This is a genomic window from Roseovarius tolerans, assembly GCF_900109855.1.
Classification (GTDB): Bacteria; Pseudomonadota; Alphaproteobacteria; order Rhodobacterales; family Rhodobacteraceae; genus Roseovarius; species Roseovarius tolerans.
Window position 1 is genome coordinate 25003 of record NZ_FOBO01000002.1, and the last position, 24314, is coordinate 49316.

Here is a 24314-nt window from a genome sequence, read left to right on the forward strand (position 1 = left end):
GGGGCGAGGCTTTTGCAAAAGCCTTTCGCGACGAGGGCGCAGTCAGCGGCTGCTGACCCGCTCGTTGCGCGCGCCGCGCACGCGGATTTCTGCGGCCCGTTCGATATTCTGCCGCGAGACGAAAACCGCTGCTTGCACGGCGCGCGCGCGTTCCGGGCCTTGCGGCATATTCTCGGACTGGATCGCGCGTAGCTCGAAGTCGAGAACACCGTTGATCGGTTTCTTGTCCTCGTTCTCGGGCACCAGCCGCACGTCGAAGGCCCCCTGTCGCAAGGGCAGGCCCGTCACCCGGATAATCGCCCCGTCTGAGGTGCGCTCGATCTCCACTGCGGTAATCTGGTCGACAAGCGTGCCTTCATAGACAACTTCGCGGTTGCGGCGAAAGATGCTGTCCTCGCGCTCGGGGATCAGGGGGTTGGTGTTTTCTGTCGCGGTCGCGGGCGCGGCCCGGCGTCGCGATCTGCTGCGCCCGAACCAATTGCGCGGATTGACCCGCGACTCTCGCAATCCGCCGCACCCTGCCAGGGCGAGCGCCCCGGCCATTGAAAGAAATACCCGCCTGTGCATGCCATCCGCCTTTGTCTTACGCCCCTTCCGGTTATCGCATCCATTCCCGCTTGAAAAGGTGCAAGCTTGGACTGGACCTTTTTCGCTTGCCTCCCTAGGTCTTGGGCAGGATCAGAAGGAGCAGGCCATGACCGGTGCGGCATTTGAAGAGATTGTCGAAGATTTTGAGTTCCTCGACGATTGGGAGGACCGTTATCGCTATGTCATCGACTATGGCAAGGCGATGGACCCATTGGACGATGCGCTCAAGGTGCCCGCGACCAAGGTGGATGGTTGCGCAAGTCAGGTCTGGCTGCATCCGAAGATCGAGGATGGCCGGTTCAGCTTTGACGGCGACAGCGATGCGATGATCGTGCGCGGGCTGATCGCGGTGCTGCGCGCGCTTTACAACGATCTGCCGGTGAAAGAGGTGCCGCAGGTCGATGCGCCGGAGCAATTGGGCCGCCTGGGGCTGAACGACCATCTTTCGGCGCAGCGCTCGAACGGATTGCGCGCGATGATCGAGCGAATCCGTTTGGTAGCCTCTGAGGCGGCGTGATCGCAGGTCTTTCCAGAGCGTTTTTTAACCGCGCCGATGCGGTGTATCAGCCGCCGGTATGGCTCATGTGGCGCGAGACCCGACCATCGACCGACTGGCGCGAATAGTCGAAATCGTGGCCCTTTGGCTTGCGCGAGATGGCGTTGCGAATCTCCGCCTCGAGCGGCGCGTCATTGGCGGGATTGTTGCGCAAGGGCGCGCGCAGGTCGGCCATGTCTTCTTGGCCAAGGCACATGTAAAGCTCGCCAGTGCAGGTCAGACGCACGCGGTTGCAGCTTTCACAGAAATTATGCGTGAGCGGCGTGATGAAACCGATCTTTTGCCCGGTTTCCTCGAGCCGCACATAGCGCGCCGGTCCGCCGGTGCGTTCGGGCAGGTCGGTGAGGGTATAGTTTTCGGCGAGCTGCGCGCGCAGGTCCGACAGTTTCCAGTATTGGCCAAGCCGGTCTTCGTTGCCGATATCGCCCATCGGCATGACCTCGATAAAAGTGAGGTCCATGTCGCGCGATTTGCACCATTCGACCAGCGTGAACAGCTCGTCCTCGTTGAAGCCCTTGAGAGCGACGGTGTTGATCTTGATCCGCAGCCCGGCCTTTTGCGCGGCGTCGATGCCCTTGATCACCTGGGGCAGGCGGCCCCAGCGGGTGATGTCGGCGAACTTCTGCTCGTCGAGCGTGTCGAGCGACACATTCACCCGGCGCACGCCAGCGGCATAGAGATCGTCTGCGAAACGCTCCAACTGGCTGCCGTTGGTGGTGAGCGTCAACTCCTTGAGATCACCCGCCTCGAGATGCCGGGTCATGGCGTCGAAAAAGGTCATGATCCCCTTGCGCACCAGTGGCTCGCCGCCGGTGATGCGCAGTTTTTCCACGCCCATGCGCACGAAGGTCGAGCACATGCGATCAAGCTCCTCGAGCGTCAGCAGCTCTTTCTTGGGCAGGAAGGTCATGTTTTCCGACATGCAATAGACGCAGCGAAAATCGCAGCGGTCGGTTACGGAGACGCGCAGGTAGGAGATGGCGCGCTGGAACGGGTCTATCAGAGGTGCTGTCATGGCCGAAACTTAAGCCGCGCCGTGGAGCGGGGCAAGGGCGATGTTGCGGATTGTCGGGCCTCTATCGGCGGGGTAGGGTGACGGCATGACACGGAGTCTGACATTGATCGCGACCCTCGCCCTCCTCGGTGCCTGCGCGCAGGTCGAGGGGATTTTCCAGCCTGCGCCGGAGCCTGCCACCGAAGCGCCGTCTGCCGCGTCGGAAACCGTGCCGGAAGACGAGGACGCCGAGACACCCGCGCCCGCGACGGGTGATCTGGGGCTGACGGTGGCGTCCTTGGGCACGGCGACCGAGCCCGGGCTGTGGCTCAAGACGCCTTTGGTGGATGCGCCGGGGCGCGGGCGGGTCACTTATCCGGTGAATGGCAAGACGGTGGAGGTGGATCTTATCCCGCTCGATGCGCCGCGCGGCGCGGGGAGCCGATTGTCGCTGGCCGGGTTTCAGGCGCTCGGCGCGCCGCTCACCGGGTTGCCGGAGGTACGGGTCACCGGCCTTGGCGGGTGAGGCGCGGCTTTCGCTTTGTCTTTCGTGACGTGGCGGGCTATCTGCTCCGGACATCATAGGGGCGGATGAGGAGACGCGCGATGCGCACGGTGGTTTTCGATCTCGATGGCACGCTGGCCGACACGAGCGGTGATCTTGTCGCCGCCGCCAATGCCTGTTTCCGGGGGCTTGGGGTGGGCGATATGCTCGATCCCGTGGCCGATGCCGGGGTCGCCTTGCGCGGCGGGCGGGCGATGCTGACCCTTGGAATGGAGCGTCTGGGGCGCGGCGATGATATGGTTGAGATCGACCGGCAATATCCCATCTTGCTGGAGGCCTATGCCCAGGCGATCGACGTGCATACCACGCTCTATCCCGGGGCGATGGAGGCCGTCGCGGGGCTGAGCGATGCGGGCTATAAGGTCGCCATCTGCACCAACAAGCCCGAGCGGCTGGCGCGGCTGCTGATGGAGCGGCTGGGCGTTCTCGGGGCATTTGCCGCGCTGACCGGCGCCGACACGCTGGCGGTGCGCAAGCCCGACCCGGAGCATCTGCGCGAGACGGTGCGGCGCGCGGGTGGCGATCCGATGCGCTCGCTTCTGGTGGGCGATACCGTGACCGATTTCGACACCGCGCGTGCAGCGGGCGTGCCGTCGGTGCTGGTGAGTTTCGGGCCCAATGGCGCGGCGGTGGCGGATCTGGGGCCGGAGGCCGTGATCGGCCATTACGACGAATTGCCCGGCGTGGTCACGCGGCTTATTGGGTAAGACGCAGGGCGGTTTCGGATTTTGCGAATATGCCGGGGGCGCGCACAGGAAAGCATTGACGCAGCCCGGATCGGCACCCAAAACAAAGCCATGACCGAGGTATTCAAAGGCAATTTCACCCAGCAGGAGCCGATCCCCGATGAGGGGATCGAGGCGGCGATGGGCGTGCTGCGCTCGGGCCGGTTGCATCGTTACAACCTCGTGGGCGACGAGCCGGGCGAGGTGGCGCTGCTGGAGCGGGAATTCGCAGACTATACAGGCGCGCGCTACGCGCTTGCCGTGGCCTCGGGCGGCTATGCGATGGCCACGGCGCTGCGCGCGCTTGGGGTCGGGCCGGGGGACCGGGTGCTCACCAATGCCTTCACGCTCGCCCCGGTGCCGGGGTCGATTGCCAGTGTCGGCGCCGTGCCGGTCTTTGTCGGCGTGACCGAGGCGCTGACCATCGACCTCGATGATCTCGCGGCCAAGACGCAGGACGCCGATGTGCTGATGCTGAGCCACATGCGCGGGCATTTGGCGGATATGGATCGGCTTATGGAAATCTGCGACGCGGGCAATGTAACCGTGGTCGAGGATTGTGCGCATACGATGGGCGCGGCGTGGCGCGGCGTGCCCTCGGGGCGGTGGGGCCGTGTGGGCTGTTATTCCACCCAGACCTACAAGCACATGAATTCGGGCGAGGGTGGGTTTCTGGTCACCGATGACGACGAGGTGATGGCTCGTGCGATCATCCTGTCGGGATCTTACATGCTCTATGGTCGGCACGGGACGGTGCCGCCCGACGAGGTGTTCGAGCGGGTGAAGTACGACACGCCCAATGTCTCGGGGCGGATGGACCATCTGCGCGCGGCGATCCTGCGGCCGCAGTTGCGCGCGCTGGAGGGCCAGGTCGAGAAGTGGAACGCGCGCTACCGCGTGGTCGAGGAGGGCTTGCGTGGCACGCCGGGCCTGACCCTGCCGGAGCGCGGCGAGCAGGAGAGCTATGTCGGGTCGTCCATTCAGTTCCTGCTGCTTGATTGGGACGGGGCGCGCATCGGCGAGGTTCTGAAACGCTGTGTCGCGCGGGGGGTGGAGCTCAAATGGTTCGGCGCGGCGGAACCGGCGGGGTTCACCAGCCGCTATGACAGTTGGCGCTATGCGCCGTCCGCGCCGATGCCCGCGAGCGACCGCATTTTGCGCGGCATTGTCGACATGCGCCTGCCGCTGACCTTCAGCCTTGAGGATTGTGCGCAGATTGCCCGGATCATCCGGGCCGAGGTGGGGGCGGTCTATCAGGCGGCATCTTGACGAAATGGCTCAAATGACCTACGTTAAAGGACCAAATGAGCCATGCATCGGAGCCACCCCATGCCGTTCGATATCGCCAATCAGCAAGAGCTCGAACAATCCTGGAAATACCTGAGCCGCAACGGCCCGGTGCCCGAATCGCCCTATGACGTGCATGCGGCGATCGAGAAGGGGCTGCCTGCGGCGGCGCTGAAACGGTTTCGGGCGGCGGTCGAGGAATTGCCGGACAAGACATGGGCCGAGATCCTTGCGATCAGTGTCTCGCAGCTCAAGCGGCTGCGCGGCGCGGACCGGCCGCTGTCGAGCGGGGTCAGCTCGCAACTGGTGTTGTTCGCACTGTTGCTGACGCGGGCCGAGGATGTGTTCGGCGGGCGCGCGGCGGCGCTTGACTGGATGCGGGGCGAGCAGATGGCGCTTGGCGGGAGGCGGCCCATCGACCTTCTGGATACCTTTATCGGTGCGGCCCTCGTGGATCGGACCCTGCGGCAGATTGACTACGGCGTCTATCTGTGACGCCTTTGCCGGCAGCCCTGGGCGGCGGCACGGTGGCCGCGCACCGTCTGGACCGGGCCCGGCACGCCGCGACCTGGAGCAGCGGCGAAGGCGCGTTTCAGGCCGGGGGGCGGTGGAATTCCGTCGGGACCCGGGCTGTTTACTGCGCGCTCGACCCGTCCACGGCGATTCTGGAGGTGGCGGTGCACAAGGGGTTTCGCGTGCTCGACACGCAACCGCACATGCTGACCTCCTTTTCCGTGATCACCCCCGAGCGGGTGCGGGTAATCGCGCCTGATGACATCCCCGATCCGCGCTGGCTCGATCCCAACAACGCCGTTCCCGACCGGCGGGCCTGGGGCGATGAGCAATTGCGCGCGCATGGCATGATCGTGATCCCCTCGGTGGTGTCGCGGCAGAGCTGGAACCTCGTGTTTCTGGCGCCCTTGCCCGATGGGCGGATCAGCGATGCCGTGCAGGAGGATTTCGTGCTCGACCCGAGGCTGAACGCGACCCGCTGAGCCGCGCGGCACGGGATTGACGCGCACGCGGCCTTGTGTCTATAAATGAACAAGTGTTCAATAAATCCGTTCCGGAGGAGGAAGCGCGATGTTCAATGCCGTGATGCAGTTTGATCTGGGCGAGGATGTGAACGCCCTGCGCGAGATGGTGCATCGGTGGGCGCAGGAGCGGGTGAAGCCGATTGCGGAGGATGTGGACCGTGACAACGTCTTTCCGAATGACCTCTGGCGTGAAATGGGCGATCTGGGCCTGCTGGGGATCACCGTGCCTGAGGAATACGGCGGCTCGGGGATGAATTACCTCGCGCATGTGATCGCGGTGGAAGAGATCGCGCGCGCCTCTGCCTCGGTGTCGCTCAGCTATGGCGCGCATTCCAATCTGTGCGTCAATCAGATCAAGCTGAACGGGACGGACGAACAGCGGGCGAAATACCTGCCCGGTCTGGTTTCGGGCGCACATGTCGGTGCGCTCGCCATGTCGGAGGCGGGGGCGGGCAGCGACGTGGTCGCCATGAAGCTGCGCGCCGAGAAGCGTAACGATCACTACAAGCTCAATGGCAACAAGTACTGGATCACCAACGGGCCGGATGCCGACACGCTCGTGGTCTATGCCAAGACCGACCCGGAGGCGGGGGCCAAGGGAATCACCGCGTTCCTGATCGAGAAGACGATGACCGGGTTCAGCACGAGTCCGCATTTTGACAAGCTGGGAATGCGCGGCAGCAACACCGCCGAGTTGATCTTTGACGATGTCGAGGTGCCGTTCGAGAATGTGCTGGGCGAAGAGGGCAAGGGCGTGCGCGTGCTCATGTCGGGCCTCGATTACGAGCGCGTGGTGCTGGCAGGCATCGGCACTGGCATCATGGCCGCCTGTCTGGACGAGATCATGCCCTACATGGCCGCGCGCAAGCAGTTCGGGCAGCCGATTGGCTCGTTCCAGCTGATGCAAGGCAAGATCGCGGATATGTACACGGCGATGAATTCGGCGCGCGCCTATGTCTACGAGGTGGCCAAGGCCTGCGACCGGGGGGATGTGACCCGGCAGGACGCCGCCGCCTGCTGTCTCTATGCGAGCGAGCAGGCGATGGTGCAGGCGCATCAGGCGGTGCAGGCCATGGGTGGCGCAGGGTTCCTCAACGATGCGCCCGTCGCGCGGCTGTTCCGTGATGCCAAGCTGATGGAGATCGGGGCGGGCACGTCGGAGATCCGACGCATGCTGGTGGGCCGCGAGTTGATGGGGGCGATGACATGAAGGGGCTGATTGCGGCGCTGCTGCTATTGCCTGTGCCGGGGATGGCGCAGGATCTGGCCTTCGACATCGCCCCGGTCGAGGCCTGCATTCGCGCGGGTGGCGGCGAGAGTTGCGCGGGCAAGGCCGCGGCGCAATGTATCGAGGCCACGCCCGGCGGCTATACCACCGTTGCCATGAGCGGCTGCACCGACCGTGAGCGCGCGCATTGGGATGGCTGGCTCAACACCGTCTATCAGCAGCTTTACGCGAAACTGGCGGCTCAGGATGCGCAGGCCCCGTCCTATGCGCCGAAACAGGCCGAGGCGCTGCGCGCGATGCAGCGGGCGTGGATCGGGTATCGCGATGCCAAATGCGGTTATGAGGCCTCGCAATGGGGCGGCGGCACAGGGGCGGGACCGGCACGGGTGAGTTGTCTTTTGCACGAGACAGCACAGCAAATGCTCTACCTGCAATCGAGCGAGTTGGGAGGCTGATCCGATGCCGCGCCGCCTGATCTTTCTGCCGGTTCTGGCGCTGATCGCCGTGGTGGCGGGCATCGGCCTGATGCTGGGCGGGCGCGCGGCGACGACGACCGAGACAGAGGTGATCGAACGCATGGCGGCACGCTATCTGACCGAGGCGGGTACGGAGGCGGCCCGCTCGGATTGTGAGGCGCGTCCGGCGGTGAGCGACGATCTGTGGCTTGTGGTGGCCTGTGGCGATTATGAGTATTTTGTTGATGCCTATGGGCGGTTGGTTCATCGCAATGCACCCGGGGTGGCGTCATGAGTGACATGCGACCTATGTTGCGCCCTGCGCCTTACGAGGTGCTGCGCGACGAGTTCCGGTGGGATATCCCGGCGCGGCTGAACATGGCCGCGCAGGTGTGTGACGACTGGGCCGAAGCGGCACCGGAGCGCGTGGCGATCATCGATCTGTCGGGCGATGGCCCGCGCGAGGTAAGCTATGGCGCGTTGCGGCGCATGGCGGATTTGTTGGCGCATGCGCTTCTGGCGCGGGGTGTGATGCAGGGCGACCGGGTGGGCGTGTTGCGCAGCCAGGGCGCATGGTGTGCGGCAGCGCATATCGCGATCTGGAAAATTGGCGCGATTTCAATCCCTTTGTTCAAACTCTTCAAGCATGATGCGCTGTCGAGCCGGGTGCGGGACGCGGGCGCGCGGGTGGTCGTGACAGACACCGAGGGCGCGGGGATGCTGGCCGGTTTTGCCGAGGTGGAGCCGCTGATTCCCGAGCGCGAACCGCTGTCCGAGGCGCAGTTCGAGACGGTGTTCGAGACGGTGGAAACCGAAGTGGAGACGCCAGCCGTGCTGATCTACACGAGCGGCACCACGGGCAGCCCCAAGGGCGCGCTGCACGGCCACCGTGTGCTGACCGGGCATTTGCCGGGGGTGGAGATGAGCCACGATTTCCTCGGGCAACCCGGCGATTGCCTGTGGACCCCTGCCGATTGGGCGTGGATTGGCGGGCTGTTCGACGTGCTGATGCCGGGGCTGGCCATTGGGGTGCCGGTGGTGGCGGCGCGGATGAGCAAGTTCAGCGTTGCAGAGTGCGTGAGGATCGTTTCGGAAGGTTCTGTAAAAAATGTTTTTTTTCCGCCAACGGCCCTGCGGATGCTGAAAGCCGAAGATGCGCGAATTGGCGGGTTGCGCAGCGTGGCGAGCGGCGGTGAGCCGCTTGGGGGCGAGATGCTCGACTGGGGGCGGCGCGCCTTTGGCCTGACGATCAACGAGTTCTACGGGCAGACCGAGTGCAACATGGTGGGATCGTCCTGCGGCGCGCTCTTTGATCCGCGCGCCGGTGCCTTGGGCCGTGCCGTGCCGGGACACGAAGTGGCGGTGATTGACCGTGAGGGCGCCGTGACGACAGGTGAAGGCGATATCGCGATCAGGCGAGGTTCGGCTTCCATGATGTTGGAATATTACGGAAAACCCCGTGAGACGGCGGAGAAGTTCCGGGGCGATTGGCTGCTGACCGGCGACCGGGGTGTGATCGAGGACGGGTTCATTCGCTTTGTCGGGCGCGAGGATGACGTAATCAACTCCGCTGGCTACCGGATCGGCCCGGCGGAGATCGAGGATTGTCTGTTGACCCATGACGCGGTCGCGACGGTGGGCGTGGTCGGCAAGCCTGACACTCTGCGCACCGAGATCGTCAAGGCTTATGTGGTCCTGCGCGCGGGCTGGGAGGCGTCCCCGCCCTTGGCTGAAACGTTGCAGGCGCATGTCAAGGAACGCCTCGCAAGCTATTCATATCCCAGAGAAATAGATTTTCTGGATGTGCTGCCGATGACGGTTACGGGCAAGGTAATCCGTAAGGATCTCAAGGCGCGTGCGGCGGCGGAGGTGGGGCAATGAGCGCGGCGCAGGCAATGAACAGGGCCGGTGCGATGCCCGGCCCTTTGATAGGTGAAGTCTGGGGAGGATCAGAACTTCATCACGTAGGCGATGTTGAAGACCCACGGGCTGATGTCGACATCGCCGATATTGGCGCCGCCAACGGTGGCTTCGGTTTCGATGTCGATGTAGCGCACGTCGGCGCGCAGGGCGGATTTCTCGGACAGGGCGAAATCGGCACCGGCATGCAGTGCGAGACCCCAAGAGTCGTCAAGCTGGACCGAGACGCCGTTGAGCGGCCCCTGACCTTCTTCGTCGAAGAAGTAGGTATAGTTGATACCCGCGCCGATGAACGGTGTGATGCTGCTGTTGTTGGTGAAGTAGTACTGCAGCGACAGGGTGGGCGGCAGATGCTTGGTCTCGCCCGCGTTCGTTCCATTGAGGTTGAGATCATGCTTGAAGGGCCAGGAGGCCAGCAATTCGATCCCGACGCGGTCGGCGATGAAATATTCGAAAGTGATCGTCGGGCTCAGGGCGCCGTCGGCGTCGACCTTGCCGGCCACGGTGTTCGAGCCGTTGCCGGGTTCGATCCAGCCAAGGCCGAGGCCGAGGAGGATGTCGCCTTGCTCCTGTGCGAGCGCTGGAGCGGCGGTCGAGGCCATCAGGGCCGCGAGTGTGAGGGCTGTGATATGTTTCATGGTCTTTCCACTCTTGTTCTGACAGCGGCGGGTATGCGCCTGAATCGCCTGTCCGACCTTGATGTGGGTCAAATTGCGCGGTCCGGCCCGTGCTGTGGTGAAATTGCAACAGGTGGGGCGCGCCCTGCCGATATGCGGGGGATTGCATCATGCAACTGAAATCGGCGGTCCTGCCAACCTCGGAGGCGTTCCGGGCCAATGAGGCGGACCATCTCGAGGCATTGCGCGTGGTCGAGGAGGCCGCACTGACAGCGGCGGCGGGCGGCGGAGACCGCGCCCGCGAGCGACATCTGTCGCGCGGCAAGATGTTGCCGCGCGACAGGGTGGCCGAACTGCTCGATCCGGGCAGCCCGTTCCTGGAGGTGGGGGCGACGGCGGCGCATGGCCTATATGACGGGGCCGCGCCGGGGGCGGGGGTGATCGCCGGGGTCGGCCGGGTGCAGGGGCGCGACGTGATGGTGGTGTGCAATGACGCCACCGTGAAAGGCGGCACCTATTACCCGATGACCGTCAAGAAGCACCTGCGCGCGCAGGAGATCGCCGAGGAATGCCATCTGCCCTGCATTTACCTGGTGGATTCGGGCGGCGCGAACCTGCCCAATCAGGATGAGGTGTTCCCGGATCGCGATCATTTCGGGCGGATTTTCTACAATCAGGCGCGGATGAGCGCGCAGGGCATCGCGCAGATCGCCGTGGTGATGGGCAGTTGCACGGCGGGAGGGGCCTATGTGCCCGCGATGTCGGATGTGACGATCATCGTGCGCGATCAGGGCACGATCTTTCTCGCCGGGCCGCCGCTTGTGAAGGCCGCGACCGGAGAGGTGGTGACGGCCGAGGATCTGGGCGGCGGCGATGTGCATACGCGCCTGTCGGGCGTGGCGGATTATCTGGCCGAAGATGACGCGCATGCACTGGCGCTGGCCCGGCGGGCGGTGGGCAATCTGGGCGATGGGCTTGCCCCGGTCCGGGGCTGGCAGCCACCCGAGGAGCCCGCCTATGATCCGGCGGAATTACTCGGCGTGGTGCCCGCCGATCTGCGCACGCCCTATGATATTCGCGAGGTGATCGCGCGGCTGGTGGACGCAAGCCGCTTTGACGAATTCAAAGCGCGGTTCGGCGAGACACTGGTCTGCGGATTTTCCCATGTGAAGGGTTGCCCGGTGGGGATCATCGCCAATAACGGCGTGCTGTTTTCCGAGGCGGCCTCCAAGGGCGCGCATTTCGTGGAACTGTGTTCGCAGCGGCGCATCCCGTTGGTGTTCCTGCAGAACATCACCGGCTTCATGGTGGGCCGCAAATACGAGAATGAGGGCATCGCGCGGCACGGGGCCAAGTTGGTGACGGCGGTGGCAACGACGAGCGTGCCCAAGATCACCATGCTGGTGGGCGGCTCCTTCGGCGCGGGCAATTATGGCATGGCGGGGCGCGCCTATCAGCCGCGATTCCTGTGGACCTGGCCCAATTCGCGGATTTCCGTGATGGGCGGTGCGCAGGCGGCGGGCGTGCTGGCGACGGTCAAGCGCGACGCGATGGAAAAGCGCGGCGAGGCGTGGTCGGCGGAGGAGGAAGAGGCGTTCAAGCGCCCGACCGTGGAGATGTTCGAGCGGCAGGCGCATCCGCTTTATGCCTCGGCGCGGCTGTGGGACGATGGCTGTATCGACCCGCGCAAGAGCCGGGACGTTCTGAGCCTCTCCTTGCGCGCGGCGTTGAATGCGCCGGTGGAGGAGACGCGCTTTGGCGTCTTTCGGATGTGAGGGTGGTGATGTCGGGATTTGAGTATTTTCGGAAAGGTGAATCTGGGGGCGGGTGCTATGTTTGAGCGGATTCTGATCGCCAACCGGGGCGAGATCGCGTGCCGGGTGATGCGGACGGCGCGCAGCCTCGGGGTCGAGGTGGTGGCGGTCTATTCCGACGCCGACCGGGGCGCCGCGCATGTGGCGATGGCGGATGTCGCGGTGCATATCGGCGGGTCGGCCCCTGCCGAGAGTTACCTCAAAGGCGAGGCGATCATCGCGGCGGCGCTGGAGACGGGGGCCGAGGCGATCCATCCCGGCTATGGTTTCCTGAGCGAGAACCCTGATTTCGTCGAGGCGGTGGAGGCGGCGGGGCTGGTCTTCATTGGCCCCTCGGCGGCGGCCATTCGGGCGATGGGGCTCAAGGATGCGGCCAAGGCGCTGATGGAGGAGGCGGGCGTGCCGGTGGTGCCCGGCTATCACGGCAGCAATCAGGACCCCGAGCAACTGTCCGGGGCGGCTGACACCATTGGCTATCCGGTGCTGATCAAGGCCGTGGCGGGGGGTGGCGGCAAGGGGATGCGGCTGGTTGAGAGGCCGCAGGATTTTGCCGACGCTTTGGAGAGCGCGAGAGGAGAGGCGCGTACGGCCTTTGGCAATGCCGATGTGCTGATCGAGAAATTCGTCGAGAAACCGCGCCATATCGAGGTGCAGGTCTTTGGGGACGGCACGCGCGCGGTGCATCTATTCGAGCGCGATTGCTCGTTGCAGCGCCGCCATCAGAAGGTGATCGAGGAGGCCCCCGCGCCGGGCATGACCGAGGCGATGCGTGCCGCCATGGGACAGGCCGCCGTGCGGGCCGCCGAGGCGATCGGCTATAGCGGTGCGGGCACGGTGGAGTTCATCGTCGATGGCTCTGACGGGCTGCGCGCGGATCGCTTCTGGTTCATGGAGATGAACACGCGGTTGCAGGTCGAGCATCCGGTGACCGAGGCGATCACCGGCGTCGATCTGGTGGAATGGCAGTTGCGCGTGGCCGCTGGGGAGGCGCTGCCCGCGCGTCAGGAGGACCTGACGATCAGCGGCCACGCCTTCGAGGCGCGGCTTTATGCCGAGGACGTGCCGAAGGGATTTCTGCCCGCGACCGGCAGGCTATCGCATCTGGCCTTTCCGGAGGGCTGCCGCGCCGATAGCGGGGTGCGGGCGGGTGACGAGATCAGCCCGTTCTATGACCCGATGATCGCCAAGGTGATCACCCATGGACCGACTCGTGCCGTGGCGCTGCGGCGGCTGGCGCGGGCGCTGGAGCGGTGCGAGGTGGCCGGGACGGTCACCAATCTCGGCTTTCTCGGCGCGCTTGCGCGGCATGAGGGGTTTGCGCGCGGCGATGTGGATACCGGGCTGATCGCGCGGGATATCGAGACGCTGGTGGTGGCCCCGTTGGCGGGGCCACAGGAGACGGCGCTTGCCGCACTGGCTGCGCTTGATCTGCTTGAGGGCGCGTCGGCGGAGGCGGGATTCGCACTCTGGCAGCCGCTGGGGCGTGACGTGGTATTGGTGTCGGAGGGGGACGAGGTGACGGTGCGGCTGCGCACGCTGTCGGGCACCGCCCACGATCTGCGGGTGGGCGAGACATGGGTCGCGGCGCGGCGCGTCGACGGGCAGTGGCGGCTCGATGGCGCGCCCGCGCCTGGGGTGGCGGTGGACGGCGCGCGGATCACGGTCTTTGCGCGATACGGGCTTGTCTTCGATCTGGTCGATCCGCTGGCGCGGGACAGTGTGGCGGGGGGCGATGCGGCGTTGATCGAGGCGCCGATGCCGGGGCTGGTCAAGGCGGTCTTTGCGCGCGCCGGGCAGGCGGTTACCAAGGGCGACCGTCTGGCCGTGCTGGAGGCGATGAAGATGGAACATAGCCTGCTGGCTGCACGTGACGGGGTGGTGGCCGAGGTGCTGGTCGCGACAGGCGATCAGGTCAGCGCGGGGGCGGCGCTGGTTCGGTTAGAGGACGACTCATGATCATCCTGCACCATGTGCCGCTGGCGCGCTCGCTTCGGGTGCTGTGGCTGCTGGAGGAGTTGGGGCTCGACTATGAGCTGCGCAATTACTCGATCCGCGATGGCTCCATGCGTAGCCCGGAGTTTCTGGCGCTGTCGCCTGCGGGGCGCGTGCCGGTGCTGGAGCACGAGGGTGCGGTCTGGGTGGAGAGTGCGGCCATCGTGCAGATGCTGTGCGAGACCTACCCCGATGCCGGGCTGATGCCGCCGCCGGGTCACCCGGAGCGTGCGCGGTTTATGGAGATGCTGAGCCTGTCGGAGACGGTGGGGTGTCTGCTGGAAAATCTCAATCTCAATCAGGTGTTCCTGCGCCCGCCCGCGCGCCCGTCGCCCACGGTGGTGAAGCTGCTCAATGCCCGGCTGCGCGCGGTGCTGGCGGCTATGGAGGCGCGGCTGGAGGGCGATCATCTGTTGGCGTCAGGCTTTTCGGCGGCGGATATCATGTTTGCCTACGGGTTTGAGTTGGCGCGGTATTATGTAGATCTGAACGCCTATCCGCGTCTGATGGCGTATTGGGAGGGCCTGCGCGCGCGGCCTGGGTATCAAAGGGCCAAGGCGCGGGATGGCGCACAAGATATCTATGCGCAGGAGTTCTATCCTGTGCCGGAGGAATGAGCATGGCGGAGCGCGTTGAAATCTTCGAGGTCGGCCCGCGCGACGGCTTGCAGAACGAGGCGGCGCGGATCGCCACGCGCGACAAGATTGCCTTGGTCAATCTGCTCAGCGAGGCGGGGTTCGCGCGCATCGAGGTTGCCAGTTTCGTCAGCCCCAAATGGGTGCCGCAGATGGCCGACTCGGACGAGGTGTTGCGTGGGATCAGGCGCGCGCCGGGGGTGCGTTATGCTGCGCTGACGCCCAACATGCGCGGGCTCAATGACGCGCTGGAGGCCGAGGCGGATGAGGTGGCGATTTTCGGGTCGGCCTCGGAGGGGTTCTCGAAGGCCAATATCAACGCCACGATCGACGAGAGCCTTGCGCGGTTTGCCCCGGTGCTGGAGGCGGCGGGGGCCGAGGGGCTGCGGGTGCGCGGCTACGTGTCCTGTGTGGTGGAATGCCCTTATGACGGCCCGGTCGATCCAGGGCAGGTGGCGCGCGTGGCCGAGGCGCTCTGGCAGATGGGATGCTATGAGATCAGCCTTGGAGACACCATTGGCCGTGGCACGCCCGAGGCGGTCGATGCGATGCTGGCGGCGGTCTGCGATGCGCTGCCGGCGGAGCGGCTGGCGGGGCATTTCCATGACACGTCGGGCCGCGCGCTCGACAATATCGCAGCGTCGCTGGCGCGCGGCCTGCGGGTGTTCGATGCTGCGGTCGGTGGTCTTGGTGGATGTCCCTATGCGCCCGGCGCTGCGGGCAATGTGGCGACGGAGAAGGTGCATGAGCGTCTGGCGGCGCTCGGATACGAGACCGGTCTGGATGCGGACGTGCTGGCGCGCGCGGCGGAGATGGCGCGGGCGATGCGGGGTGACGGGTAAAAATCTTGAAAAGATTTTTGACAAATTTCTTTTGAAGAAATTTGGTACGAAGAGGAGAGGGCATGACCGAGACGATCAGCATCGAGCAAGACGCGCGGGGGGTGGTGACGCTGTGGCTGGACCGGGCGGAGAAGCATAACGCCATGTCGGCGCAGATGATTGCGGAGTTGCATCAGGCGGCGATGGATCTGGGGGCTGACGATGCTGTGCGGGTGGTGGTGCTGGCAGCCAGGGGCAGGACATTCTGCGCCGGTGGCGATTTGGGCTGGATGCGGGATCAGTTCGAGGCGGACCCGGAGGTGCGCGGGCGCGAGGCGGCCAAGCTCGCGCATATGCTGCAGGCGCTCAACACCCTGTCGAAGCCGCTCATTGGCCGGGTGCATGGCAATGCCTTTGGCGGGGGTGTCGGGCTGATGAGCGTGTGCGATGTTGTGATCGGCGCGGAGGCTGCGCAATTCGCGCTGACCGAGACGCGGTTGGGGCTGATCCCTGCCACGATCGGGCCTTACGTGGCGGCGCGCATGGGCGAGGCACGGGCGCGGCGCGTCTTCATGTCCGGGCGGCGTTTCGATGCGGGTGAGGCGAAAGATCTGGGCTTGCTGGCGCAGGCGGTGCCCGAGGGTGAACTTGATGCGGCGGTCGAGGCCGAGGTCGCGCCCTATCTTGATTGCGCGCCGGGGGCGGTCGCGCGGGCCAAGGCGCTGTTGCGGGATCTGGGGCCTAGGATCGACGAGGCGGTGATCGCGCAGACCGTCGAGGCGCTGGCCGAGTGCTGGGCCGGGGACGAGGCGCCGGAGGGCATCGGCGCTTTCTTCGACAAGCGCGCGCCCCGCTGGCGGGGCTGAGTCGCGCGGATTTGCCGCGATGCGGCGACGGGCGGTCAGGTTTTCGGTCCAATTCGACCGAATTGCGGCATACTATCGCATACATAAATGCAGATTCAGGCCTGCCGGGCAATCAAACCCGCGCACGCTTGGTTGACCCCATCAAGGGGCGGGTTTAAACCCGGCATAGTCATGCAGCCATCTTGATGCGCCCGCGCCCGCGCATGAAAGGAGCCACCTCGTGGAAGAGATGCTGAGGGAATACCTCCCCATCCTGATTTTGCTGGCCATTGCCATAGGTCTCGGGCTCGTCCTGATCTTGGCGGCCGTGGTGCTGGCGGTTCGCAACCCCGACCCGGAAAAGCTGAGCGCCTATGAGTGCGGCTTCAACGCCTTTGATGACGCGCGGATGAAGTTCGATGTTCGGTTTTATCTGGTGTCGATCCTCTTCATCATCTTTGACCTTGAGATTGCCATGCTATTTCCATGGGCAGTCGCCTTTCAGGATCTGAGCATGGCGGCATTTTGGTCGATGATGGTGTTTCTGGCCGTTCTGACCGCCGGATTCGCCTATGAATGGCGCAAGGGAGCGATGGAATGGGAGTGAACGATCAAGACGACGCGGTCGTGACCGAAACGCAGGGCCAGGGCCAGGGCAACCAGAGCCCGCGCGTGAAATCCGCGCCGTCGAGCCTCGCCCCGGTTGAGGCTTACGAGCCGGGTGAGACCCACGAACCCGCGATGCAGGCGCTGAACGCCGAGTTGCAGGACAAGGGGTTTCTGGTGACCTCGACCGAGGACATCATCAATTGGGCACGCACCGGCAGCCTGCATTGGATGACCTTTGGCTTGGCATGTTGCGCGGTCGAGATGATGCACACCGCGATGCCGCGCTATGACGTGGAGCGGTTCGGCTTTGCACCGCGCGCCAGCCCGCGCCAGTCTGACGTGATGATCGTGGCGGGCACGCTGACCAACAAGATGGCCCCGGCGCTGCGCAAGGTCTATGACCAGATGCCGGAGCCGCGCTACGTGATTTCGATGGGGTCCTGCGCCAATGGCGGCGGCTACTACCACTATAGCTATTCCGTGGTGCGCGGCTGTGACCGGATCGTGCCGGTCGATATCTACGTGCCGGGCTGCCCGCCGACCGCCGAGGCGCTGGTTTATGGCATCCTCCAGTTGCAGCGCAAAATCCGCCGGACAGGGACGATCGTGAGATGAGCAAGGCACTCAAGGAACTGGGCGCATATATCGAGTTGAAGCGCGGCGATTGCGTGCTGGGCTGGGATGTGACGCATGGCGAACTAAATGTCGATGTGGCGCTGCCGAACATCAGCGGGCTGGTGGAATTTCTCAAGACCGACCAGACCTGCGCGTTTTCCACGCTGGTCGATATCACGGCGGTGGATTATCCCGAACGGCCCAAGCGGTTCGACGTGGTCTATCACCTGTTGAGCATGTATCAAAACCACCGTGTCCGCCTGCGCGTCGCTGTGCGCGAAGAGGACATGGTGCCCTCGATCACCGAGATTTTCCCCTCGGCCAACTGGTTCGAGCGCGAGGTGTTCGACATGTTCGGCATCCTTTTCTCGGGCCATTCCGACCTGCGGCGCATCCTCACCGATTACGGGTTTCGCGGCCATCCGCTGCGCAAGGATTTCCCGACCACGGGCTATACCGAGGTGCGCTATGACGAGGTGCAGAAGCGCGTTGTCTATGAGCCGGTGAAACTGGTGCAGGAATACCGGCAGTTCGATTTCATGTCGCCCTGGGAAGGGGCTGATTACATCCTTCCGGGTGATGAGAAGGAAGAGGGCGCGAAATGATGAGCGGCGGCTATGGCATGGGTGGTGGTGGCGTGATCTTCATGCTTCTATTCGCGGTATTGATCATCATCCCGTTCTGGAAGTTGTTGCCGAAATTCGGCATTCCCAGTTGGGTGAGCCTCGTGTCGATCATCCCGCTTGGGGCGCTGGTCCTGCTTTGGGTCATGGCGTTCCGCGACAAGCTTGACGGAGGACGCAGATAATGGACGGCTCCAAATTCGAAGACACCCTTACGGGCGAACAGAAGATTCGCAACTTCAACCTTAACTTCGGACCACAACACCCTGCGGCGCATGGGGTTTTGCGTTTGGTTCTGGAATTGGACGGCGAGTTGGTCGAGCGGTGCGACCCTCATATCGGCCTGCTCCATCGCGGCACCGAGAAGCTGATGGAAAGTCGCACCTACCTGCAGAACCTGCCCTATCTGGACCGGCTGGATTACGTGGCCCCGATGAACCAGGAACATGCGTGGTGCCTGGCCATTGAAAAGCTGACCGGGGTCGAGGTTCCGCGCCGCGCGAGCCTGATCCGGGTGCTCTACTCCGAAATCGGCCGTGTGCTGAACCACCTGCTGAACGTCACCACCCAGGCCATGGATGTGGGCGCTCTGACTCCGCCGCTCTGGGGTTTTGAAGAGCGCGAAAAGCTGATGGTCTTCTATGAACGGGCCTGTGGTGCGCGGCTGCACGCGGCGTATTTCCGTCCCGGCGGCGTGCATCAGGATCTGCCGCCTGAATTGCTCGACGATATCGAAGAGTGGGCCAAGGACTTTCCGCGCGTGCTCGATGATATTGACGGCATGTTGACGGAAAACCGCATCTTCAAGCAGCGCAATGCCGATATCGGCGTTGTGAGCCAGCAAGAGGCACTTGATTGGGGCTTTAGCGGCGTGATGGTGCGCGGCTCTGGCATGGCGTGGGATCTGCGTCGCGCGCAGCCCTATGAATGCTATGACGAGTTCGATTTCCTTGTTCCGGTGGGCAAGAATGGCGACTGCTATGACCGCTATCTCGTGCGGATGGAGGAAATGCGCCAGAGTCTGCGGATCATCCATCAGGCCATCGAGAAGCTGCGCGCGCCCGAGAGTCAGGGCGATATCCTCTCGCGCGGCAAGGTGACGCCGCCCAAGCGCGGCGAGATGAAGCGCTCGATGGAGGCGCTCATCCATCACTTCAAGCTCTATACCGAGGGGTTCCGCGTGCCCGAGGGCGAGGTCTATTGCGCGGTCGAGGCGCCCAAGGGGGAGTTCGGCGTTTATCTGGTGGCCGATGGTACGAACCGGCCATACCGTGCCAAGCTGCGCGCGCCGGGGTTCCTGCACCTGCAGGCGATGGACCATATCTCCAAGGGGCACCAACTGGCCGATATCGCGGCGATCATCGGCACGATGGATGTCGTCTTTGGGGAGATCGACAGGTAATGAGCGCGAATTGGCTTGGCAGTGCAGCCCGAGGGGCGGGGCGAACGGCTGTGGGGTGCCTCACCGTGGGTTTGCTTTCCGGTGCCGCACAGGCGCAAGCCGTACCGTCAGAGCGGATCGAGGCCTTTGTCGCCGTGATGGCCGAGCATGGTTGTCGCATGTCACCGTTTCACGCCGACGAGGTGATGCCGGGCGCGGGCTTTGACGACAAGGTCGAGACCAAGGCGATCACCGAACAGTTGGTCAACGAGGAGCGTGCGCGCATTCTCGACGGTCAATTGGTGGTCTTTGGCGGGGCTTGTGGTGGCAAGCTCGATTACTCGGGGCGCGAGCGGTTCTTTGCGGCGATTGCCGACAACAACTGCGTGATGACTATCGACGAGGCCAAGCTTCTCTTGCCGCGCGTGGGCGTTGAGATGACCGAAGTGCAGCTCTTGATGGACAAGATGCTGCGCATGTCTGAAATCCGGCTCTCTTCGGACGAGAAGGCTGTGTTTCTCGAAGAAAGCCTGTGTGACAAGTTCAAGGGGCTCTCGCCGCAGATGATGGCGAGTGCGCCCGAGGCGGCGGTCGAGCCGCGCAGCGCGGATGCGCTGCGGGCCGATTTCATCGCCTATATGCAGGGGGTGGGCTGTTCGCTTGGCCGGTCCGAGGCCGACCGGCAGTTGCCCGCCGCCGGGTTTACCACGAAGGAGCTGCGACCGGTGATCGGCGCGATGCTGCGAGCGGGGGAGGCCGAGATGAACGTTGCCGACGACAGCCTGACGATCTCAGAGGAGCTCTGCCCGCGATGAGTCGGATATGTCTTGCCCTTGGCCTGCTCGGCCTGACCGCTGCCTGCGCGCTGCCGCCCGATGGGGTGAGCGAGGCCGATCTGGCGCGCTACGATTCCGCCGTGACCAGCCTTGGTTGCACGTTGGTGACCGAACCGGATTACCTGGCCGCTGGTATCCAGACCGGCCTCACGCGAGAGCAACTGCTCGAGGTGACCGCTTATAAACTTTCCTCCGGAGGCGCTGAACGGCTGCCCGAGGGAGGTATCAAATTGACCACAGGAGCCTGTGCCTGAGAATGCTACGTCGTCTCTATCATGACCAGCCCGAGAGCTTTGCCTTCAGCCCCGCCAACCAGGCCTGGGCCGAGGGGCAGATCAGCAAGTATCCCGAGGGGCGGCAGGCAAGCGCGATCATTCCGCTCTTGTGGCGCGCGCAGGAGCAGGAGGGTTGGCTGAGCCGTCCGGCGATCGAGCATGTCGCCGACATGCTGGATATGGATTATATCCGCGCGCTCGAGGTTGCGACCTTCTACTTCATGTTCCAGCTGCAACCTGTTGGTAACGTGGCACATTTCCAGATTTGCGGCACGACAAGCTGCATGATCTGCGGGGCCGAGGATCTGATCGGCGTGTGCAAGGAAAAGATTGCCGCCAACCCCTATGAGCTGTCGGCGGATGGCAAGTTTTCATGGGAAGAGGTGGAATGCCTCGGGGCCTGTGCCAATGCGCCGATGGCGCAGATCGGCAAGGATTACTACGAGGATCTGACCGCCGAACGGTTTGCCGAGATGATCGACGAACTGGCGGATGGCAGGGTGCCGACACCCGGGCCGCAGAACGGGCGTTATGCGTCGGAGCCAAAGGGCGGTCTGACCAGCCTCACCGATTTCGAGAGCGGGCGCGCGCAGTATAATGGCAGCGTGCAGCTTGCGGTCGATCTGGGCGACACGATCAAGCGCATTGACGGGTCGGAGGTGCCGCTACTGACGCCGTGGCGCGACAAGGGCGCGATGCATCAGCCTGCGGCCCCGTCGGTCAAGGTGAACGAGGAACCGGTCGAGATCACGCGCAAGGTTGCCCCGGCAACCCCGGTGGACAAAACCGGCGCGACCAAGGGCGAGGCTCAGGCCAAGACCAAGGCCAAGCCCGAGGCCTCCGCTGCCGCGAAGCCGGTTCAGGAGCCCAAAGAGCCGAAAGCCGAGGCCGGGCAGGGCACCAAGCCCGCAACGCTGGACGCCCCGCGCAAGGGCAAGGCGGACGATTTGAAAATGATCAAGGGGGTTGGCCCCAAGCTGGAGGCATTGCTGCACACGCTTGGGGTCTACCACTTCGATCAGGTGGCGAACTGGACACGAGATGAGGTCAGTTGGGTCGACCAGAACCTTGAGGGTTTCAAGGGGCGGGTCAGCCGCGACAACTGGGTTGAGCAGGCGAAACTGCTGGCTGAGGGCAAAGAGACGGAGTTCTCTGCCCGGGCCAAGAAAGGCGGGGTCTATTGAACGCGCCTGCTTGATCAACAGAGGGGGTAATTGTCATGTCTGATACGTCGAAACTGAGCACCTGCCAGATTGTCTGCTGGTGTCTGGCGGGATTGACCGGAATTTTAGTGCTGTGGTCCGCGAGCGGAGCAGTCGGCTTCTTCGCGGCGCTGCTTTTGGGGGCGGCTTTCGCGGCCTTTGTGGGGCTTGCCATCACGCGGCTGGTTTGCACGGGCTACGGTGACGGGGACGCGGGGATAAAGACCAGCGACCTGAAAGAGACGGTGCGTCAGGTCACCGGGATCACCGGCTACAAGGCCCCGTTCGACGAGGATGAGGACCATGTGCCCGCAGCCCCCAAGGCGGCCCCGGCAAAATCGGCAGCCAAGACCGAAACGGCCGATGCGCCGGTAAAATCGGGAACGGTGCTGGACGGCGAAAAGGAACTCGCCGCGCGCAAGGGCGACTGGAAGTACGGCGATGAGGCGCAAACGTCGGCTCCCGCTGCGACAGATGAGGACGATATAGGCACCCGCCCCGAGGCGCTGAGCGCGCCCAAGGGTGGACAGGCCGACGATCTGAAACAGATCAAGGGTGTGGGGCCGAAGCTTGAGAAACTGTGCAACGACTTGGGCTTTTACCACTTCGACCAGATCGCGGGCTGGGGCCCCGATGAAGTGGCCTGGGTCGATGCCAATATCAAGGGGTTCAAGGGCCGGGTGAGCCGCGATAACTGGGTGGCACAGGCCAAGACCCTTGCTGCGGGCGGAGAGACGGAATTCTCCAAACGCGTCGAGGGTGGCGACGTATACTGACGAAGATGGATGATGTCGGACAAGGAGGCAGAAACAGCTCGCAAGGGGCGCTTTACCGCGATGGTGATCGCGGGCACTGGTGTGCTCTGGGTTCTCGCGACATTCATCGGCGACGAAATAGGGCTCAGCCAGCGCGTGCGCGCGCTGTTTGACCTGATGGCATTGGCGGGGTTCATCTGGGCCTTCGTCTTGATCTACCAAATCTGGCGTGCGCGTCAGGACAAGCAGGGGTAACGGGATGCTGAAAGACGAAGACCGTATCTTTACCAATCTCTACGGGATGCATGACCGCAGCCTCAGGGGTGCGCAGGCGCGTGGACATTGGGATGGCACGGCGAAAATCCTGCAGAACGGTCGCGCCTGGATCGTCGATCAGATGAAGGCAAGCGGGCTGCGCGGGCGCGGCGGCGCGGGTTTTCCGACCGGGCTCAAGTGGTCCTTCATGCCAAAGGAAAGCGACGGGCGGCCGGCTTATCTGGTGGTGAATGCGGATGAGTCGGAGCCCGGCACCTGCAAGGACCGCGAGATCATGCGCCATGATCCGCACACGCTGATCGAGGGCTGTCTGATCGCCAGCTTCGCGATGAACGCGCATGCCTGCTACATCTACATTCGCGGTGAATATATCCGTGAGAAAGAGGCGTTGCAGGCCGCCATCGACGAGGCCTATGAGGCTGGGCTGGTGGGCCGCAATGCCTGCAAGTCGGGTTGGGATTTCGACATCTACCTCGTGCACGGTGCGGGGGCCTATATCTGCGGCGAGGAAACCGCCCTGCTCGAAAGCCTTGAGGGCAAGAAGGGCATGCCGCGGATGAAGCCGCCGTTTCCGGCTGGGGCGGGGCTTTATGGCTGCCCCACAACCGTGAACAACGTCGAATCCATCGCCGTGGTACCGACCATCCTGCGGCGTGGGCCGGAATGGTTCTCGTCCTTTGGTCGGGCCAACAACGCGGGCACCAAGATCTTTGCGGTCTCGGGTCATGTGAACAATCCCTGCGTTGTCGAAGAGACGATGTCGATCTCCTTCGAGGAGCTGATCGAGCGGCATTGCGGCGGCATCCGCGGCGGCTGGGACAATCTCAAGGCGGTCATTCCCGGTGGCTCTTCGGTGCCCTGCGTGCGCGGCGAGAACATCAAGGACGCGATCATGGATTTCGACGCGCTCAAGGAGGTGGGGTCGAGCCTCGGTACCGCAGCCGTGATCGTGATGGACAAGGATACCGACATCATCAAGGCGATCTGGCGGCTGTCGAAATTCTACAAGCATGAAAGCTGTGGTCAGTGCACGCCCTGTCGTGAGGGCACCGGCTGGATGATGCGGGTGATGGACCGTCTGGTGCGCGGCGAGGCCGAGGTCGAGGAGATCGATATGCTCTTTCAGGTGACCAAGCAGGTCGAGGGGCATACGATCTGCGCCCTGGGCGATGCGGCGGCCTGGCCGATTCAGGGCCTGATCCGCAATTTCCGCGACGAGATCGAGGACCGTATCAAGGCCAAGCGGGCCGGGCGCATGAGCGCCGTGGCGGCGGAGTGACTGGTTTGAACATATACGCTAACATAACAGGCATGCTGCGGGGCACGGGGATCGTCGCTCTTTCTCTCGTGTTGCTGGCAGGCTGTGCCGAGCGCGACGAACGCGTTATTTTCGACGGCAACTACTATCCTGCCAAAAGCAAAGGCGAGAAGGCGGAACGTCGTGACTTTACCGCCTCTGTGCGGCGTGTGTCGCGGGGGCCTGAGGGGGCGCGAAAAGCTGTTCTGCACGAGGCAACGCGCTATTGCCTGCTGAATTTCGGTACCTCCGAGATCGAATGGGCCGGTGTGCCTGCGGGTGGTGAGGGGCCGGTCTATGCCCGCGCGGGCGACAGCCTGTCGGTGAGCGGACGCTGCATCATATGGTGAAACCACGCATCATATC

The 24314-nt window shown here is 64.1% G+C and carries 30 protein-coding genes; 27 read left to right on the plus strand and 3 right to left on the minus strand.

Going from position 1 to position 24314, the window contains the following annotated elements; genetic code table 11:
- Window positions 1–42: 42 nt before the first annotated feature.
- A complete protein-coding gene (locus tag BMX04_RS01885; RefSeq protein ID WP_074784752.1) occupies window positions 43–567 on the minus strand; it encodes a hypothetical protein in 525 nt (174 codons plus the stop codon).
- Window positions 568–694: 127 nt separating this feature from the next.
- Between BMX04_RS01885 and BMX04_RS01890 the strand changes: the two genes are divergently transcribed.
- A complete protein-coding gene (locus BMX04_RS01890) occupies window positions 695–1105 on the plus strand; it encodes a SufE family protein (protein ID WP_074784754.1) in 411 nt (136 codons plus the stop codon).
- Window positions 1106–1151: 46 nt separating this feature from the next.
- On the opposite strand, the gene moaA is transcribed toward BMX04_RS01890, so the two are convergent.
- A complete protein-coding gene (gene moaA / locus BMX04_RS01895) occupies window positions 1152–2159 on the minus strand; it encodes a GTP 3',8-cyclase MoaA (RefSeq protein ID WP_074784756.1) in 1008 nt (335 codons plus the stop codon).
- A gap of 85 nt (window positions 2160–2244) precedes the next feature.
- Here moaA and BMX04_RS01900 point away from each other — a divergent pair, with 85 nt between their 5' ends.
- The 9 genes from BMX04_RS01900 (at window position 2245) to BMX04_RS01940 (ending at window position 9316) form a co-directional block, all read left to right on the plus strand.
- Complete coding sequence (locus BMX04_RS01900) at window positions 2245–2664, plus strand: hypothetical protein (RefSeq protein WP_074784758.1); 420 nt, start codon at window positions 2245–2247, stop codon at window positions 2662–2664.
- A gap of 80 nt (window positions 2665–2744) precedes the next feature.
- The gene (locus BMX04_RS01905; protein ID WP_074784760.1) at window positions 2745–3410 is read left to right on the plus strand and encodes an HAD-IA family hydrolase; all 666 of its coding nucleotides are present in this window, start codon (window positions 2745–2747) and stop codon (window positions 3408–3410) included.
- 90 nt (window positions 3411–3500) lie between these two features.
- Window positions 3501–4697, plus strand: a complete 1197-nt coding sequence (locus BMX04_RS01910) for a DegT/DnrJ/EryC1/StrS family aminotransferase (protein ID WP_074784762.1) — start codon at window positions 3501–3503, stop codon at window positions 4695–4697.
- 60 nt (window positions 4698–4757) lie between these two features.
- On the plus strand, window positions 4758–5210 hold the full coding sequence (gene parS, locus BMX04_RS01915) for a type II RES/Xre toxin-antitoxin system antitoxin (protein WP_074784763.1): 453 nt from the start codon (window positions 4758–4760) through the stop codon (window positions 5208–5210).
- Entirely contained in the window at window positions 5207–5710 is a 504-nt protein-coding gene (locus BMX04_RS01920) for an RES family NAD+ phosphorylase (protein ID WP_074784764.1), read from the plus strand. The genes parS and BMX04_RS01920 overlap by 4 nt, the downstream gene beginning before the upstream one ends.
- A gap of 88 nt (window positions 5711–5798) precedes the next feature.
- Window positions 5799–6962, plus strand: a complete 1164-nt coding sequence (locus BMX04_RS01925) for an isovaleryl-CoA dehydrogenase (protein ID WP_074784765.1) — start codon at window positions 5799–5801, stop codon at window positions 6960–6962.
- A complete protein-coding gene (locus BMX04_RS01930; RefSeq protein WP_074784766.1) occupies window positions 6959–7435 on the plus strand; it encodes a lysozyme inhibitor LprI family protein in 477 nt (158 codons plus the stop codon). Before BMX04_RS01925 ends, BMX04_RS01930 begins: the two co-directional genes overlap by 4 nt.
- Window positions 7436–7439: 4 nt before the next feature.
- Entirely contained in the window at window positions 7440–7730 is a 291-nt protein-coding gene (locus BMX04_RS01935) for a hypothetical protein (protein ID WP_074784767.1), read from the plus strand.
- Complete coding sequence (locus BMX04_RS01940; protein ID WP_083398055.1) at window positions 7727–9316, plus strand: AMP-binding protein; 1590 nt, start codon at window positions 7727–7729, stop codon at window positions 9314–9316. The genes BMX04_RS01935 and BMX04_RS01940 overlap by 4 nt, the downstream gene beginning before the upstream one ends.
- Window positions 9317–9384: 68 nt before the next feature.
- Here the strand turns inward: BMX04_RS01940 and BMX04_RS01945 are convergent, their stop codons facing one another.
- Window positions 9385–9993, minus strand: coding sequence for an OmpW/AlkL family protein (locus BMX04_RS01945; RefSeq protein ID WP_074784967.1), 609 nt, complete (start codon window positions 9991–9993; stop codon window positions 9385–9387).
- 149 nt (window positions 9994–10142) lie between these two features.
- On the opposite strand from BMX04_RS01945, the gene BMX04_RS01950 reads away from it, so the two are divergent.
- The 17 genes from BMX04_RS01950 to BMX04_RS02030 all read left to right on the plus strand — a co-directional run bounded on the left by BMX04_RS01950 (window position 10143) and on the right by BMX04_RS02030 (window position 24298).
- Window positions 10143–11747 (plus strand): carboxyl transferase domain-containing protein, encoded by a 1605-nt coding sequence (locus BMX04_RS01950; RefSeq protein WP_074784769.1) that lies wholly within the window; start codon window positions 10143–10145, stop codon window positions 11745–11747.
- Window positions 11748–11804: 57 nt separating this feature from the next.
- The gene (locus BMX04_RS01955; protein ID WP_074784770.1) at window positions 11805–13742 is read left to right on the plus strand and encodes an acetyl/propionyl/methylcrotonyl-CoA carboxylase subunit alpha; all 1938 of its coding nucleotides are present in this window, start codon (window positions 11805–11807) and stop codon (window positions 13740–13742) included.
- Window positions 13739–14395 carry a glutathione S-transferase family protein gene (locus tag BMX04_RS01960; RefSeq protein WP_074784771.1) on the plus strand — a complete coding sequence of 219 codons (657 nt, stop codon included), beginning with the start codon at window positions 13739–13741 and terminating at the stop codon, window positions 14393–14395. Before BMX04_RS01955 ends, BMX04_RS01960 begins: the two co-directional genes overlap by 4 nt.
- 2 nt (window positions 14396–14397) lie before the next feature.
- On the plus strand, window positions 14398–15255 hold the full coding sequence (locus tag BMX04_RS01965) for a hydroxymethylglutaryl-CoA lyase (protein WP_074784772.1): 858 nt from the start codon (window positions 14398–14400) through the stop codon (window positions 15253–15255).
- Window positions 15256–15317: 62 nt separating this feature from the next.
- Window positions 15318–16100 (plus strand): crotonase/enoyl-CoA hydratase family protein, encoded by a 783-nt coding sequence (locus tag BMX04_RS01970; RefSeq protein WP_074784773.1) that lies wholly within the window; start codon window positions 15318–15320, stop codon window positions 16098–16100.
- A 220-nt stretch (window positions 16101–16320) separates the two neighbouring features.
- Window positions 16321–16686 (plus strand): NADH-quinone oxidoreductase subunit A, encoded by a 366-nt coding sequence (locus BMX04_RS01975; protein ID WP_175477310.1) that lies wholly within the window; start codon window positions 16321–16323, stop codon window positions 16684–16686.
- 134 nt (window positions 16687–16820) lie between these two features.
- On the plus strand, window positions 16821–17303 hold the full coding sequence (locus BMX04_RS01980; protein WP_050663944.1) for a NuoB/complex I 20 kDa subunit family protein: 483 nt from the start codon (window positions 16821–16823) through the stop codon (window positions 17301–17303).
- Entirely contained in the window at window positions 17300–17908 is a 609-nt protein-coding gene (locus BMX04_RS01985) for an NADH-quinone oxidoreductase subunit C (protein ID WP_074784774.1), read from the plus strand. The genes BMX04_RS01980 and BMX04_RS01985 overlap by 4 nt, the downstream gene beginning before the upstream one ends.
- Entirely contained in the window at window positions 17908–18111 is a 204-nt protein-coding gene (locus BMX04_RS01990) for a hypothetical protein (protein WP_235575872.1), read from the plus strand. The genes BMX04_RS01985 and BMX04_RS01990 overlap by 1 nt, the downstream gene beginning before the upstream one ends.
- Window positions 18111–19328, plus strand: a complete 1218-nt coding sequence (locus BMX04_RS01995; RefSeq protein ID WP_074784775.1) for an NADH-quinone oxidoreductase subunit D — start codon at window positions 18111–18113, stop codon at window positions 19326–19328. Before BMX04_RS01990 ends, BMX04_RS01995 begins: the two co-directional genes overlap by 1 nt.
- A gap of 65 nt (window positions 19329–19393) precedes the next feature.
- Entirely contained in the window at window positions 19394–20122 is a 729-nt protein-coding gene (locus BMX04_RS02000; protein WP_139194472.1) for a hypothetical protein, read from the plus strand.
- A complete protein-coding gene (locus BMX04_RS02005; RefSeq protein ID WP_074784777.1) occupies window positions 20119–20397 on the plus strand; it encodes an NADH dehydrogenase in 279 nt (92 codons plus the stop codon). The genes BMX04_RS02000 and BMX04_RS02005 overlap by 4 nt, the downstream gene beginning before the upstream one ends.
- Window positions 20398–20399: 2 nt before the next feature.
- On the plus strand, window positions 20400–21602 hold the full coding sequence (locus tag BMX04_RS02010; protein ID WP_074784778.1) for an NADH-quinone oxidoreductase subunit E: 1203 nt from the start codon (window positions 20400–20402) through the stop codon (window positions 21600–21602).
- A gap of 35 nt (window positions 21603–21637) precedes the next feature.
- Complete coding sequence (locus BMX04_RS02015; protein ID WP_074784779.1) at window positions 21638–22396, plus strand: NADH:ubiquinone oxidoreductase; 759 nt, start codon at window positions 21638–21640, stop codon at window positions 22394–22396.
- Between the two features lie 12 nt (window positions 22397–22408).
- A complete protein-coding gene (locus tag BMX04_RS02020; protein ID WP_338101060.1) occupies window positions 22409–22630 on the plus strand; it encodes a DUF5337 domain-containing protein in 222 nt (73 codons plus the stop codon).
- Between the two features lie 4 nt (window positions 22631–22634).
- The gene (gene nuoF, locus BMX04_RS02025) at window positions 22635–23930 is read left to right on the plus strand and encodes an NADH-quinone oxidoreductase subunit NuoF (protein WP_074784781.1); all 1296 of its coding nucleotides are present in this window, start codon (window positions 22635–22637) and stop codon (window positions 23928–23930) included.
- A gap of 32 nt (window positions 23931–23962) precedes the next feature.
- Window positions 23963–24298, plus strand: a complete 336-nt coding sequence (locus BMX04_RS02030) for a hypothetical protein (RefSeq protein ID WP_074784782.1) — start codon at window positions 23963–23965, stop codon at window positions 24296–24298.
- Window positions 24299–24314: the final 16 nt, after the last annotated feature.